13 protein-coding genes are annotated in these 12,606 nt (G+C 34.3%); 6 read left to right on the forward strand and 7 right to left on the reverse strand.

Going from position 1 to position 12,606, the window contains the following annotated elements; all coding sequences use genetic code 11:
• Positions 1-222: 222 nt before the first annotated feature.
• The gene (gene metG, locus KO527_RS05925) at positions 223-2,250 is read right to left on the reverse strand and encodes a methionine--tRNA ligase (RefSeq protein WP_216039434.1); all 2,028 of its coding nucleotides are present in this window, start codon (positions 2,248-2,250) and stop codon (positions 223-225) included.
• Positions 2,251-2,393: 143 nt separating this feature from the next.
• Here metG and apbC point away from each other — a divergent pair, with 143 nt between their 5' ends.
• The 3 genes from apbC (at position 2,394) to KO527_RS05940 (ending at position 6,414) form a co-directional block, all read left to right on the forward strand.
• Positions 2,394-3,524, forward strand: coding sequence for an iron-sulfur cluster carrier protein ApbC (gene apbC / locus KO527_RS05930; protein WP_216039435.1), 1,131 nt, complete (start codon positions 2,394-2,396; stop codon positions 3,522-3,524).
• A gap of 57 nt (positions 3,525-3,581) precedes the next feature.
• Entirely contained in the window at positions 3,582-4,169 is a 588-nt protein-coding gene (gene dcd / locus KO527_RS05935; protein ID WP_216039436.1) for a dCTP deaminase, read from the forward strand.
• Between the two features lie 127 nt (positions 4,170-4,296).
• Positions 4,297-6,414 carry an EAL domain-containing protein gene (locus tag KO527_RS05940; RefSeq protein ID WP_216039437.1) on the forward strand — a complete coding sequence of 706 codons (2,118 nt, stop codon included), beginning with the start codon at positions 4,297-4,299 and terminating at the stop codon, positions 6,412-6,414.
• Here KO527_RS05940 and KO527_RS05945 read toward each other — a convergent pair.
• Positions 6,411-6,968, reverse strand: a complete 558-nt coding sequence (locus KO527_RS05945; protein WP_216039438.1) for a tRNA-uridine aminocarboxypropyltransferase — start codon at positions 6,966-6,968, stop codon at positions 6,411-6,413. The two genes, KO527_RS05940 and KO527_RS05945, sit on opposite strands and share 4 nt — an antisense overlap.
• A 163-nt stretch (positions 6,969-7,131) precedes the next feature.
• Between KO527_RS05945 and KO527_RS05950 the strand changes: the two genes are divergently transcribed.
• Positions 7,132-7,473 (forward strand): Hpt domain-containing protein, encoded by a 342-nt coding sequence (locus tag KO527_RS05950; protein WP_216039439.1) that lies wholly within the window; start codon positions 7,132-7,134, stop codon positions 7,471-7,473.
• Between the two features lie 49 nt (positions 7,474-7,522).
• On the opposite strand, the gene KO527_RS05955 is transcribed toward KO527_RS05950, so the two are convergent.
• Both KO527_RS05955 and KO527_RS05960 read right to left on the reverse strand, forming a co-directional pair.
• Positions 7,523-8,296: a Zn-ribbon-containing protein gene (locus tag KO527_RS05955; RefSeq protein ID WP_216039440.1), complete on the reverse strand. Its 774-nt coding sequence runs from the start codon at positions 8,294-8,296 to the stop codon at positions 7,523-7,525.
• Entirely contained in the window at positions 8,297-8,584 is a 288-nt protein-coding gene (locus KO527_RS05960) for a hypothetical protein (RefSeq protein WP_216039441.1), read from the reverse strand.
• Positions 8,585-8,761: 177 nt separating this feature from the next.
• Here KO527_RS05960 and KO527_RS05965 point away from each other — a divergent pair, with 177 nt between their 5' ends.
• Positions 8,762-9,130 (forward strand): DUF3192 domain-containing protein, encoded by a 369-nt coding sequence (locus KO527_RS05965; RefSeq protein WP_216039442.1) that lies wholly within the window; start codon positions 8,762-8,764, stop codon positions 9,128-9,130.
• Positions 9,131-9,187: 57 nt separating this feature from the next.
• Here the strand turns inward: KO527_RS05965 and KO527_RS05970 are convergent, their stop codons facing one another.
• Positions 9,188-9,418, reverse strand: a complete 231-nt coding sequence (locus KO527_RS05970; protein WP_216039443.1) for a DUF2789 domain-containing protein — start codon at positions 9,416-9,418, stop codon at positions 9,188-9,190.
• Between the two features lie 67 nt (positions 9,419-9,485).
• Here KO527_RS05970 and KO527_RS05975 point away from each other — a divergent pair, with 67 nt between their 5' ends.
• Positions 9,486-10,145, forward strand: coding sequence for a GNAT family N-acetyltransferase (locus tag KO527_RS05975; protein WP_216039444.1), 660 nt, complete (start codon positions 9,486-9,488; stop codon positions 10,143-10,145).
• Between the two features lie 1,013 nt (positions 10,146-11,158).
• On the opposite strand, the gene KO527_RS05980 is transcribed toward KO527_RS05975, so the two are convergent.
• Together KO527_RS05980 and KO527_RS05985 are read right to left on the reverse strand one after the other, a co-directional pair.
• Positions 11,159-11,458 carry a DUF3301 domain-containing protein gene (locus KO527_RS05980; protein WP_216039445.1) on the reverse strand — a complete coding sequence of 100 codons (300 nt, stop codon included), beginning with the start codon at positions 11,456-11,458 and terminating at the stop codon, positions 11,159-11,161.
• Between the two features lie 21 nt (positions 11,459-11,479).
• Positions 11,480-12,508, reverse strand: coding sequence for a DUF3549 family protein (locus tag KO527_RS05985; protein WP_216039446.1), 1,029 nt, complete (start codon positions 12,506-12,508; stop codon positions 11,480-11,482).
• Between the last annotated feature and the right edge of the window lie 98 nt (positions 12,509-12,606).

Here is a 12,606-nt window from a genome sequence, read left to right on the forward strand (position 1 = left end):
ACAGTGATTTTTAATTTTAGTTCTTATGATAAGAAAGCTTGTCCCAGTTTTATAAGGTCATACTATCTGATTTAAATTTATTTTACAGAGTAAATTTAATAAAAATGAAACTTATTTAAGGTAGGGGTGTAAAATCATAAAATGGTATTAATACGAAGGTATTAAGCACAGTTACAAATGATTATAACTGTGCTTTAAAAGCTTAAATAAAATTATAAGCAATTACATGATACGCATACCAGGTTTAGAGCCTTCATCAGGATTTAGGATATGTATTTCTTTGCCACCAGGTCCAGCCGCTAATACCATACCTTCTGACATACCAAAGCGCATTTTACGTGGTTTAAGGTTTGCAACCATTACCGTAAGTTTGCCTTCGATATCTTCAGGTTGATAAGCTGATTTAATACCAGCAAAAACTTGGCGTGTTTCACCGCCTAAATCAAGTGTTAATTTAAGTAGCTTATCAGCGCCTTTTACATGTTCTGCTTTAGCGATTAAAGCAACACGTAAATCAATTTTTGCAAAATCATCAAACTCAATTTCATCAGCAATAGGATCTTTTTCAAGTTCGCCATTTGATTCTAGTACTGTGTGTGGTTTTGCTTCTAAGCTTTCTTTAGACTCTTCTAGCATAGTATTTACTTTGTCCATTTCAACACGTTGCATCAGCGCTTTGAACTTAGTGATTTCATGACCTGTTAGTTGTGTTTTAGCACTTTCCCAAGTTAACTCTTCATTTAAGAATGCTTCTACGTTTTGAGCCATTTGCGGTAATACAGGTTTTAAGTAAACCATTAATAAACGGAATAAGTTAATACCTAAAGAACATACTTGGTGAGCTTGCTCTTGAGTCTCTTCGTTCTTAATTAATACCCAAGGTGCATTAGTATCAATAAATTGATTTGCTTTGTCAGCAAGTGACATGATTTCACGAATGGAACGGCCAAATTCACGAGATTCGTAGCTATTTGCAATTGATTCAGAAGCGTCTTGGAATTCAGTCAATAAAGCTTGGTCTAAAATGGTATCACTTAACTTGCCATCAAACTTCTTAGTGATAAAGCCAGCACAGCGACTTGCGATATTGACAACTTTACCAACAAGGTCTGAATTTACACGCTGTGCAAAATCTTCTAAATTAAGGTCAAAATCTGTAATGCCAGAATTTAATTTTGCAGCAAAATAATAACGTAGGTATTCAGGGTTTAAATGATCTAAATAAGTGCGGGCTTTGATAAATGTGCCTTTAGATTTAGACATCTTAGCGCCATTCACTGTTACAAAACCGTGAGCAAATACATTCGTTGGTTTACGGAATTTAGCACCATCAAGCATTGCAGGCCAAAACAAGCTATGGAAATAGATAATATCTTTACCAATGAAGTGATATAGCTCAGCTTTTGAATCTTCGCCCCAAAACTCTTCGAAATTAAGGTCTGTTTTATTACATAAATTTTTAAAGCTTGCCATGTAACCGATTGGTGCATCTAGCCAAACGTAAAAGTATTTACCTGGCTCACCTGGGATCTCAAAACCAAAATAAGGTGCATCACGGCTAATATCCCATTGTTGTAGGCCATCAGTAAACCATTCTTGCAGCTTGTTTGCCATTTCTTCTTGGATAGAGCCTGAATGTAGCCATTCTTTTAACATGCCTTCAAATGCCGGTAAGTCAAAGAAGAAATGCTCTGAATCTTTTAGTACTGGCGTAGCACCAGACATAACTGATTTAGGGTCTTTTAGTTCGGTTGGGCTATAAGTTGCGCCACATGAATCACAGCTATCACCGTTTTGATCTATCGAATCACAACTTGGACAAGTACCCGTTACAAAACGATCTGGTAAGAAAATAGATTTTTCTGGATCAAATAACTGCTCGATAGTACGCTTTTTGATGAAGCCAGCATCATTTAGTCGTGTATAAATTAATGAGCTTAGTTCTTTATTTTCTTCTGAGTGTGTACTGTGATAATTATCAAATTTGATATTAAAATCAGCAAAATCTCTTTGTCTTTCAAAACTAACAGCAGCAACCATTTCTTCAGGTGTTATGCCTTGTTTTTGAGCGTTTAGCATAATTGGCGTACCGTGGGCATCATCAGCACATACATAATATGTTTCATGGCCTCTCAACTTTTGGAAGCGAGACCAGATATCAGTCTGAATATATTCTAACATATGACCTAGGTGAGTAGGGCCATTCGCGTAAGGTAACGCGCTTGTGATGAGGATTTTTCTAGGTGCCATAAATTTTTTACCGTATGTTATTTAATTTGCTTTGAGACTTAAAAATGTAATTTATAAGTATTTTAAGCACAGACTGGTTTTAATACCGTGAATGTTACATAATTTAGCGGCATTTTTCATTACCGAAACTCGAATTTCTCATCATGTTTAGTTTAAATAAGTTATTTAATCATTCAAAATCACAAAAACAGCATAAAAAAACAGCACAGGAATGTGATTTTGAAGTTTTATTACAAAAATCTCTTGAAGATTATCGTAGTGATGTATTCCCAATAGGCTTGCTTGATTGCAGTTCAATTTTAGAATTGGAGTTAGAAAAACAAGACTTGGTGATCACCGCAATCAAATTAACATTAGAATTAAACTTTCCGGCAGCAGGTGAAAAAGTACATCTAGAAGATTATTTATCTGATAAGTTATCGCTAAAAGTTGTGCTATCTCTTACCTGTAAATTAAAAGAAGCCGCAAAAATTCATCAAATAAAACATGTCGTACTTGTTGCATCAGGGAAAGGCGGTGTTGGGAAGTCAACCACAGCAGTTAACTTAGCGGCATCATTAAAATGTGAAGGCGCAAAAGTTGGCATTTTAGATGCTGATATTTATGGACCTTCTATTCCAATCTTATTAGGCCTTGAGGGTGAAAAACCTCAAGCTAAAGATGAAAAAACTATGCTGCCTTTTGAAAAAGAAGGCATTAAATCTCAATCAATTGGATTTTTAGTACCAGCAGAAAGTGCGACGGTTTGGCGTGGACCTATGGCATCAGGTGCTTTGAGCCAATTATTAAATGAAACAGATTGGGGTGAACTGGATTACCTTATTGTAGATATGCCACCAGGGACGGGTGATATTCAATTAACAATGTCGCAGAAAGTCCCCGCAAGTGGTGCCGTTATTATTACAACACCACAGGATCTCGCGCTTGCCGATGCGCAAAAAGGCATTGCCATGTTTGAAAAGGTGAAAGTGCCTATTTTAGGGTTAATTGAAAATATGAGCCATTTTATTTGTGGTCACTGCGGGAATGAAAGCCACGTATTTGGTCAAGATGGTGGTAAAAAAATGGCACATAGGTATGGTGTACCCTTATTAGCTGAAATTCCATTACAATTAGATATTCGAGAATATGGTGAGCAAGGTAAAATGATTGCTGCAGATGTGTCATCGAATATAGGTGAACATTATCGCAAAGCTGCAAGGCTAGTGGCAAGCCAACTTTATTACCAGCAAATAAATAAAGATACAGTTGAAATCATTATTACAGATGATTAAATTTTAAGAATTAATAGCCTGTTAGGCTGTTTTAAAAGAAAAAGGTTAAAAGTAGTAATGAGATTATCAGATCTTCACATTAAAGAAAGTTTACAAGCAGAGCACATTAAAATAGTACCTCAACCGACAGATGAGATGATTTCAGGTATCACGGTTGACTTAAGGCTTGGTAATAAATTTAGAGTTTTTAAAGAACATGCTATGCCTTACATTGATTTAAGTGGACCAAAAGATGAGGTCAATAAATCGATGGAAGCAATCATGAGTGATGAAATTATCATTGAAGATAATGAAGCTTTTTATTTACACCCAGGTGAACTGGCATTAGCCATGACATTTGAATCTGTTACATTGCCTTCTGATATCGTAGGCTGGCTTGATGGCCGCTCTTCTTTAGCGCGTTTAGGATTAATGGTTCATGTTACTGCGCACAGAATTGATCCTGGTTGGTCTGGTAATATTGTTTTAGAATTTTATAATTCAGGTAAATTACCTTTAGCTTTAAGACCAAAAATGAAAATCGGTGCGCTGAGTTTTGAAACTATGTCTAGTCCCGCAGAGAAGCCTTATAATGCGCGTAAAGATGCAAAATATAGAGATCAAACGGGTGCTGTTGCAAGTCGAATTAGTGATGACGAATCATAATCATATTATTCATTAATAATAAGCTTTATAAAAAAACACAAAAAGTTTCACTTTTTCTCATGTTTAACATGGCGCATTTTTATAAAGCTTCCATACTTGTATCAAGGATGTTTTTATCGGTACGAATATGGCCTTACAAGGACGGTTGCTTTTAGTTTGTTTTGTCAGTATCTTTTTATTTTTTAGCCTGCCTGGTCATGCTGAAGCGCTCATTCCTACAATACCCCCTATAGACTCAATTCAAAATAATGATTTAAGTATTAGCCCAACAAGCACAGTTTCAGATGAATTATATTTTAAACATACACTGTGGGGCGGGTTTATTGGGATTTTACTCATAATGTGTTTTTATAATTTAGTATTTTATCGCAGCACTAAAGACCGCACTTTTATATATTACAGTTGTTACCTTTTACTTAATCTCATTATATTGCTATCAGATCAAGGATTAACTGCGCTTTTCTATTCCCCTCAATTGATTGCCTTGCTTAAAAATAACCTTGTTTTATTTTATTTGAATGGTATTAGTGCGATTTTATTTACAGTTAATTTTTTTAGGATGCATAAACACAATTATAAAGTTTGGAAAATAGGCATTACAGTAAATTGCATTTTAGTGGGGCTTTTATTCATTAACTTTTACGTTCCTAAAATTGGCGTTTTTTTAGGGCAATCTATTATTTATGCATCAATAATATTTATTTTAGTCACAAATTATAACGCACAATATAGATATAATCGTATTTTCTTAATGAGCTGGATACCTATAATTACGTTGGATTTAATGAGTTTAGTTGGTAATTATAGGGTGATTTTGCATGAGAGTATTATTTATCAATTAGAACCTCTAGCAATTATTATTCAAATTTTATTAATTTCTTTTGCTTTTTCTGAGCGCTATAAAGATAAAGAATTAAAGCAACTTTATTTTTCTACCCATGATCCTGTCACAGGTTTGCCCAATCGTTTAGTTTTACAAAAACAATTATCTCAACTGCAAGAAGATAAAAAAAAGCATACCTTAATTATCATCAAACCAACGACTTATGCTGATGCACGCTCAAGTTTTGGTATTAGGCATGCCAATGATTATTTAACTGAAGTTGCAAAACAATTGAATATACAATTATCAGGCTTAGATTTAGCAAGTATAGATAATAAAAATGGAGCTAAAATCAACCATATCTCGCGGTTTAATGATGATTCTTTAGCTGTGATTTTATACGATGAAATTACGACAGATTTAATTGAACAATATGCTTTTTTAGTTAATGCAGCATTAGAAGGTGGCATCTATTTAGAAGGCACATATTTAGTGGGCAATGTTGATATTGGCATTGCGAGCTTCCCTTTACATGCATCTAATGTTGAAGAGTTACAACAAAGGGCTCTACAAGCGGTTGACTTGGCCGGTAAAAGTGCAGAACACTGGCATATTTACCAAAATGATGGCAGTCAATTTGTGCAAAAGAAGCTTAAATTAGCGGCCGATTTAAGAAAAGCGTTAATGAATGATGAATTATCTCTCTATTTTCAACCGCAAATAGAATTAAAAAATAATAACATTTATGGCTGTGAGGTATTACTGCGTTGGCAACATCCCGAAATAGGCTTTATACCACCTGATGAGTTTATTCCAATCGCAGAATCCGCCGGATTAATTAATGATGTGACTGAATGGGTGGTTGAGCAAGCGCTCCTTCACCATAAAAGTATACTCGAAGTTTTTCCTAATCATAAAACTTCAATTAATATTTCAGGGCAAGACTTAACAAAAAGAGACTTACCTGTTCAGGTTATCTCTTTATTAGCGGAGCTTGAGATAGATCCATCAACCTTAGTGATTGAGCTTACTGAGTCAGCGACAGTGAGTGATTCATTAGATGCAAATATTGTCTTAAATGACTTTAAAAAAATAGGTGTTCAAATAGCAATAGATGACTACGGAACAGGCTATTCTTCACTAGCATATTTAAGTCAGCTCAGGTTCAATGAGATTAAAATAGATAAACAATTTGTAATGGAATTAGATCAAAGTAAAAGAGACCAAACAATTTGTAAAACAACCATTGAAATGGCTAAAAGTTTAGGCGCATTTGTTGTTGCTGAAGGTGTTGAAAATGAAAATATCGCAAATATATTACAGCAATATGGTTGTGAAATAGCACAAGGGTATCATTTCGGTAAACCTATGCCTTTTAGTGATTATTTTCAATGGTTGCAGCGATATAAGCAAACAGCTTAGTGCTTAATAAAGCTACCCATCATTTTATTTAGTACATTATACAAAGGCTGGGTATCTGCATTTTCAAGCACTTCAATAGTATATGCGATTGCTTCTAGCGATGACAGGCTGTCCGCTCTTTTTGCTTTTCTTATTATATATTGATTCTCAGGTAAATTAGCAAAGCTCAGTGTTTTAAATTTTAATAACCAAGGGTTTTTCATTTTTAATTTATACGCTTTTTTCCATGTGCCATCTAAAATAATTAAGTTTATTTTCTGACTATTTTCTAGGTCTAATTTTTCAACTTCAACCGCATTGTCATCTGGATATAATAAAAAAGTATTTTCTGCGGGTAAACTTTGTATTTCTTTAAAAGAATCAGACTCTTCACCAACAAAAACGGTTAAATTAGGTAAACATAATTGTGCTAGCCTAATTGTGTTTTTTGCCGCTTTTACTTCGCTTGGATGTTGCATAACATAAATTTTTGTTTGACAGTCTATGTTAGACACCGCTTCACAAACGCAGGTTTTTAATGGGTAATGACAAAGTGCGCAAGTGGCTCTAGACATAGGATTTTAAATTTATAGTTCATTCTAAGTAAAGGTATTTTAAACTTCTAAAATGAAACTAACAATGGATTTTAATTTGGTTTTTAATACAAGTATGTTTACACTGTAGTTAAGGTTACTTTGTTTTGCATTTCGTATTCACCTAACAATAAAAGGAATATTTATGGGCGATCAGGTTATTGATGAAGATGCACTTTTAGGAATGAAGTCTTTATTGGGTGAGCAATTTAATGACACTTTAGATTTTTGCTACTGTGAATTCGATCGTTTAAATCAAGAGTTAGCACAATCAATCCATAATGATAATGAAAGTGCCATAAGACATGCCCATAGCTTAAAATCTAATGCAGCCCAGTTTGGTGCGTTAACTTTAGCTGAAATGGCTAAGAATGTAGAGCATTCCCTTAATGATGGTAATTTAAATGATGCGCTAGTATATGCAGCACAATTGCAATCATTGATAGATCAAACTAAAGATAAAATTAATCTATGGAAGGCTAAATAGGGACATTGCCTACAAATATTTAATGTAGGCAAAAATCACAAAGAAGGTTTTATTGGTGATCCCATGAAATATTTGAGACCAAGCCGCAATCATCGCACTTAAAGTCAAATAATCCAAACCAAGGTTCATCTAAACGCCAATCACCATCACAGCTCGGACACTTTCTTGTTTGCTCTGCAATTTTATTTAAACCACCCACACGATATAAATAATAATAAACAGGTTTTTTAGTTAATGCGCTGATCCGCTTTCTTAATGTTTGCCCTCGGCGGTATAAATCACTGTTGATATCTGCTAATTCTTTAATTGCAGAGAACTCACACCGTGTCGCACCATTGATTTGAATTTGATCGCACGCTTGCCAGTCTTCTTGCCACTTGATTAAGGCTTTATAATCGCCATTTGCAATGGCTGGAAGTTTATAAAGAGGAACTGGCATAAAGTCATCGCCGCAATATACTGGGCTGCAAGTATGGACATAAGTGGTATAAATAATATAACTACTTGATTCATCTCTCGGTGCGGCGCCATTAGCATGAATATCTTGACCTATAACTTTAGTTTTTGGCTGTAACAAACCGACATCGTTTAATTTTTCTAAGCTACTTTTTACAAACGGGCTATGGTAGAGCGGGTGTAATGAATCTTGCTCAGGACACATAACGCGCGTAAGGAAATAACCATCTTTTAATACAGTAGGGAATTCTTCCCCAATAATTTGACCATTAAAACGCAGTGCATTTACTAAGCGAATGATCGCTTTTTCAGCGGCTTCTAAAGTTGTATCTTGGTAGCAATCAAAAGTTAAATCAACAACAAACATTTATGAATTACCTGTTTTTTTTGAGTCTTGAAGTAAGTTTAAAAGCAGATCTAACTTGCTTTCGATTCTATCTAACTGAGTTTGTGATTCATTTTTTTTCGGTTCTTGGGATTTTTGTTTTTGCTCGTCAATTTTAAAATTATCAGGGTCGTTTTTATATCGACCTAAAACAGAAATAATAATAGGCATAGGCACAGTTTGGCTTAATTTTCCCTTTATTAAAGCGACAGAAGGTACTTTATTTTGTACGAGTATTTTTTTTATTGCTTCAATAACAAATTGTTCCATAAGGGACTCTTAAAAAGTTAAATTGGTCAAATTAGCTAAATTTTAGCGTGAACATAATGATATAACTAGTCGTTTTTAAAACTATTAAATTTTATTTATAAAAAACAAAGCTTTAAATGTTGGCACTGATTTTGTTTAATTATTTCCTGAATCAAATTATTTATTGGATAACTTATAATGAAAAAAATATTAACCGCATTACTTTTAGTATCACCTTTAGCATTAACGGGTTGTGTCATTGCTGTTGATGGTGCTGCGGATCACTATTCAAAAGATAGTTGGGAAGTAAGACAAGATAGTAATAGATCGATGATCAGTAATTTAGAACTAGGCCAATCTATTGATTTAATTAAAGGGAAGTTAGGGGTGCCTGATTTTTATGAAGTTTATAATAAAAACTCAGAACATACACAAGTATTGTTCTATCGTACCCATAGAACAGATTCAGATAGCAAAACAACAAAAGATGAATGTCACTTTTTAAAGTTTAAAGATAATAAATTAGTTGCTATTGGTGATGGTGCGTCAATTTCAAACCATTTATAAATAAAGTATTTGATATCAAGGTACTTCAATTCGATTTATCTTGATATCGCAGATTTGTTAATTTCTTAACAAAGTATCAAACTGATCTATTATTTCACTCCAATCTCCATCTTCAGCTAATGATTCCGCTAAAAAATTCGCTTGGCCGTTATTCCAAAATGGCGCTTCACTGATATGAGTTGCACTCGCCAGTTGGTGCTCTGCAATAAATGAATTAATACCAGATTTTGAGTTGTCTAAACCAAGTTGCGCAAATAAATTTGTTAAATTGTGCAAATTTGTATCCATTTTATTTCCCAATTTTTAATTATGTTCTATATAAATATAGAACATAATAATAACAATGGAATCAATCATGGATACAGTGGCAACAATACATACACCAAATGAATCTCTAAAAGCAATTTATCTTACAGCGCAAGACTTAAGTCTCGCAGCGAGTTTACTTTATCAGGCATATCATGATGATCCGCTATTAATGGAGATTTTAAACTCATCTACAAGCACGCCTGCAACATATGAAAAAAAATTAAGAGCGTTGATCAGAGAAGAGCTCAACAGCTTTTGGCAGAGCCATGAACCTTTAGTGGGTTTATTTAAAGGAGATACTTTAAAAGCGGTAGCCTGTGTTTTTAAATCAGGAAGTAAAATGAAAGCACAAAGAGTGTGGCATTGGCGATTAAAATTGATGCTGAGCGCAGGTTATTTAACGACCCAACAGCTTATTGAGAAAGAAAAAGTTATTAGACAATCACTGGATGAATATGATTGTTATCATTTCCTTGCATTTATAGCAGTAGCACCAAGTATGCAAAAACAAGGGTTTGGTAGTTTTTTATTACGCGCGCTAGATGATCTCGTTAAAACAGATGAGGATACTTTAGGACTGGCAGTTTATGTGACTCGTGATGACTTAAAGGCTTTGTTTATAACTGATGGCTTTAAGCAAATTAAACAGCTTGAGTTCAGCAATATCAGTGGTGATTTGTTATTCAAACTAAAATCGAGCATTTAATATAATTTCACGCTTTAGGCATAAAGGAAGTTTCAGTGTGAGATATATCCTACATTAACGTAGGTTAGGACGTTTGTTTCCGTATCTTTCACTGATGTTTTTAGGTTAAGTTGTTGATAGTTAGTCTCTTATTATTTTTTACAATGTTAAGACAAAAATAAAATTAGCTTTTTAAGCTAATTTTATTTCATATTTCACTTAATATTAGTCCTGTAGGAAGCAAGCAGGTCATAGGAAATGACTGAAGTGTCAGGGAAGGGATTTAAGACAGATATCAAGATGATGTCACAGGGAAATAAAGGAGAAGGATAGGGAATACTAGGATGGTAAAGTATTAAATGATTTAATACTCGGTTAATTGGATTAGCCAATGTCATGGAAAGGATTAAAGACAGATATCAAGATGATGTCACAGGGAAATAAAGGAGAAGGATAGGGAATACCAGGATGGTAAAGTATTAAATGACTTAATACTCGGTTAATTGGATTAGTCAATGTCATGGAAAGGAACTAAGACAGATATCAGGATGATGTCACAGGGAAACAAAGGAGAAGGATAGGGAATACCAGGATGGTAAAGTATTAAATGATTTAATACTCGGTTAATTGGATTAGCCAATGTCATGGAAAGGATTAAAGACAGATATCAGGATGATGTCACAGGGATATAAAGGAAAGGGATTTAAGGACGTACTTTGTGTTAAATGATTTAACACTTAACAGGATGTTATGGATATTTGCATGATGCAATTAGGATGAGTTAGGAAGACTCAAAATATCAGGGATAGGCATGGAAGGTTAGGACACCTCAGGATGAGGCAAGGAATAGAGTCTGGATGACTTAGATAGGTTTTATGGATAAAACCTTTGTTATGGATACTTAAGGGAAGGCAATCGCCAAAGGTGAGTGGAAAACCTTATACATGGATGGAAAAATAAGATTGGGGCGTAGCATTAAGCTACGCCTTAGTTCTTTTTGTAGAAAAATAAATCATTTACGCTTCTAAAAAGATTTAAATTTTATGAGGTGGTACTAATACATCAACAAGCTTAATATCTTCCATTGTTAATTCTGCTTGATAGCGGCTTTGCCCATCACTTGAAAAATCAAAAATAAAAATACTTTTTAGTCCTGGCTTTCCTGTGCGTAATAGTCCTAGTCTTTGCTTTTTACAAGCGACATCTAATAGTTGAACTTGCAGTTTTTCAGCCTGATTTTTTGCATGAGCTTGAGCAGCCTCTGCTATTTTTCGATTTAACCAAAAAAAATAAATAACAGCTGATACTGTCATAATTAACCAAAGTGACGCCATAAAAAATCCTATTTTTTTAACTTATGAAAAAAGTTTACCAATTGCATGTGCTAACGCATCACTTCGATTTTCAACTCTCAATAATGCTAATAACTGAGGGCGAACCGTTGGAATAGCAACTAAATCAGCAAAAATACCTGAAAATAATTCTGGGTAGTCTGCTATATGTGCCACTGCATCCATAAATAAATGCAAACGTTTTGGCTCGCTAAGACATTGCCAAGTACGACCTGTAATAGTCAAAATGATATCAAGGTTAGTAGCTAACTCTGAGTTTAAAATGGTATCAATTAAACCGTTTAATAATGCTTGTGCCTTAGTATGAGATAAACATCTTAGGTAGTTTACTAATGCAGGTACATCTTTATTTTCGATTGCGATATGAGCCAGTTCAACCAACTTTTCAGTAAGCGCTGTTGAAATTTCAACATTTTCTAACATAGACGCAAGAGGAGAGCATACCTCTACAGGTAAATCTGCAAACGTATTAATGAGACTTGTTAGGTTTTCTGTTTTATCTAGTCTAAAGGCAAAGTCAGCAATACCTTGAAGAGAAAGCGATTCCCAGTCTGTAAACCCTAACTTACCACTAAAGTAAAGCTGTGCTGGTTCATAATAAATAGAGGCAGGTTTATTTGTTTCTACTTTCATTAAAGCATTAAATGCGGCACGTTTATTGGCATTTGGCGTAAATACATATGGATTATTATTGAGTTGTTGGCCATCTTGCTGACCGGTCAACTGTGTACCTAAGGCCTCAAGTACCATGCTCGCAAAGTGATCTCTGCTGGCTTGAACTAATTTACTTTCTTCATCCAAAGGCAGTTTTAAAAACCAAATATAGGGTTCTTCAGTTTCTTTTTTATCCCAAAATAGAATGGCGATTAATGCATGTTTTTGTAATGGAGTAGGATAAGGGATTTGGGCATTTTCAATTTTTGAAAAAGTTTCTTTATTAATTTTAGTGATACGGCGACCAATGTCATACGCACGCCATTGTGTACCAGCTGCATCTAATAAATCTGCCAATGTTGATATATTGCTATCCATTACTTAACCTTAAAAATATAAACTGATTGCAATTATAATGAGTTTGTTTGATCGTGCCAATAACTTGTTATAATCAGCAAAGATAATACTTAGCCATT

The sequence above is a fragment of the Pseudoalteromonas sp. C2R02 genome, from assembly GCF_018860845.1.
In the GTDB taxonomy this organism is placed as follows: Bacteria; Pseudomonadota; Gammaproteobacteria; order Enterobacterales; family Alteromonadaceae; genus Pseudoalteromonas.

What these genes read in the sequence shown, in the direction of transcription:
- KO527_RS05965 (WP_216039442.1), top strand. Translation starts at nt 8,762, where the DNA reads ATGAAAAAAATATTAACCGCATTACTTTTAGTATCACCTTTAGCATTA.
- KO527_RS05985 (WP_216039446.1), bottom strand. Translation starts at nt 12,508, where the DNA reads ATGGATAGCAATATATCAACATTGGCAGATTTATTAGATGCAGCTGGT.
- KO527_RS05980 (WP_216039445.1), bottom strand. Translation starts at nt 11,458, where the DNA reads ATGGCGTCACTTTGGTTAATTATGACAGTATCAGCTGTTATTTATTTT.
- dcd (WP_216039436.1), top strand. Translation starts at nt 3,582, where the DNA reads ATGAGATTATCAGATCTTCACATTAAAGAAAGTTTACAAGCAGAGCAC.
- KO527_RS05970 (WP_216039443.1), bottom strand. Translation starts at nt 9,418, where the DNA reads ATGGATACAAATTTGCACAATTTAACAAATTTATTTGCGCAACTTGGT.
- KO527_RS05975 (WP_216039444.1), top strand. Translation starts at nt 9,486, where the DNA reads ATGGATACAGTGGCAACAATACATACACCAAATGAATCTCTAAAAGCA.
- apbC (WP_216039435.1), top strand. Translation starts at nt 2,394, where the DNA reads ATGTTTAGTTTAAATAAGTTATTTAATCATTCAAAATCACAAAAACAG.
- KO527_RS05955 (WP_216039440.1), bottom strand. Translation starts at nt 8,296, where the DNA reads ATGTTTGTTGTTGATTTAACTTTTGATTGCTACCAAGATACAACTTTA.
- KO527_RS05950 (WP_216039439.1), top strand. Translation starts at nt 7,132, where the DNA reads ATGGGCGATCAGGTTATTGATGAAGATGCACTTTTAGGAATGAAGTCT.
- KO527_RS05945 (WP_216039438.1), bottom strand. Translation starts at nt 6,968, where the DNA reads ATGTCTAGAGCCACTTGCGCACTTTGTCATTACCCATTAAAAACCTGC.
- KO527_RS05940 (WP_216039437.1), top strand. Translation starts at nt 4,297, where the DNA reads ATGGCCTTACAAGGACGGTTGCTTTTAGTTTGTTTTGTCAGTATCTTT.
- metG (WP_216039434.1), bottom strand. Translation starts at nt 2,250, where the DNA reads ATGGCACCTAGAAAAATCCTCATCACAAGCGCGTTACCTTACGCGAAT.
- KO527_RS05960 (WP_216039441.1), bottom strand. Translation starts at nt 8,584, where the DNA reads ATGGAACAATTTGTTATTGAAGCAATAAAAAAAATACTCGTACAAAAT.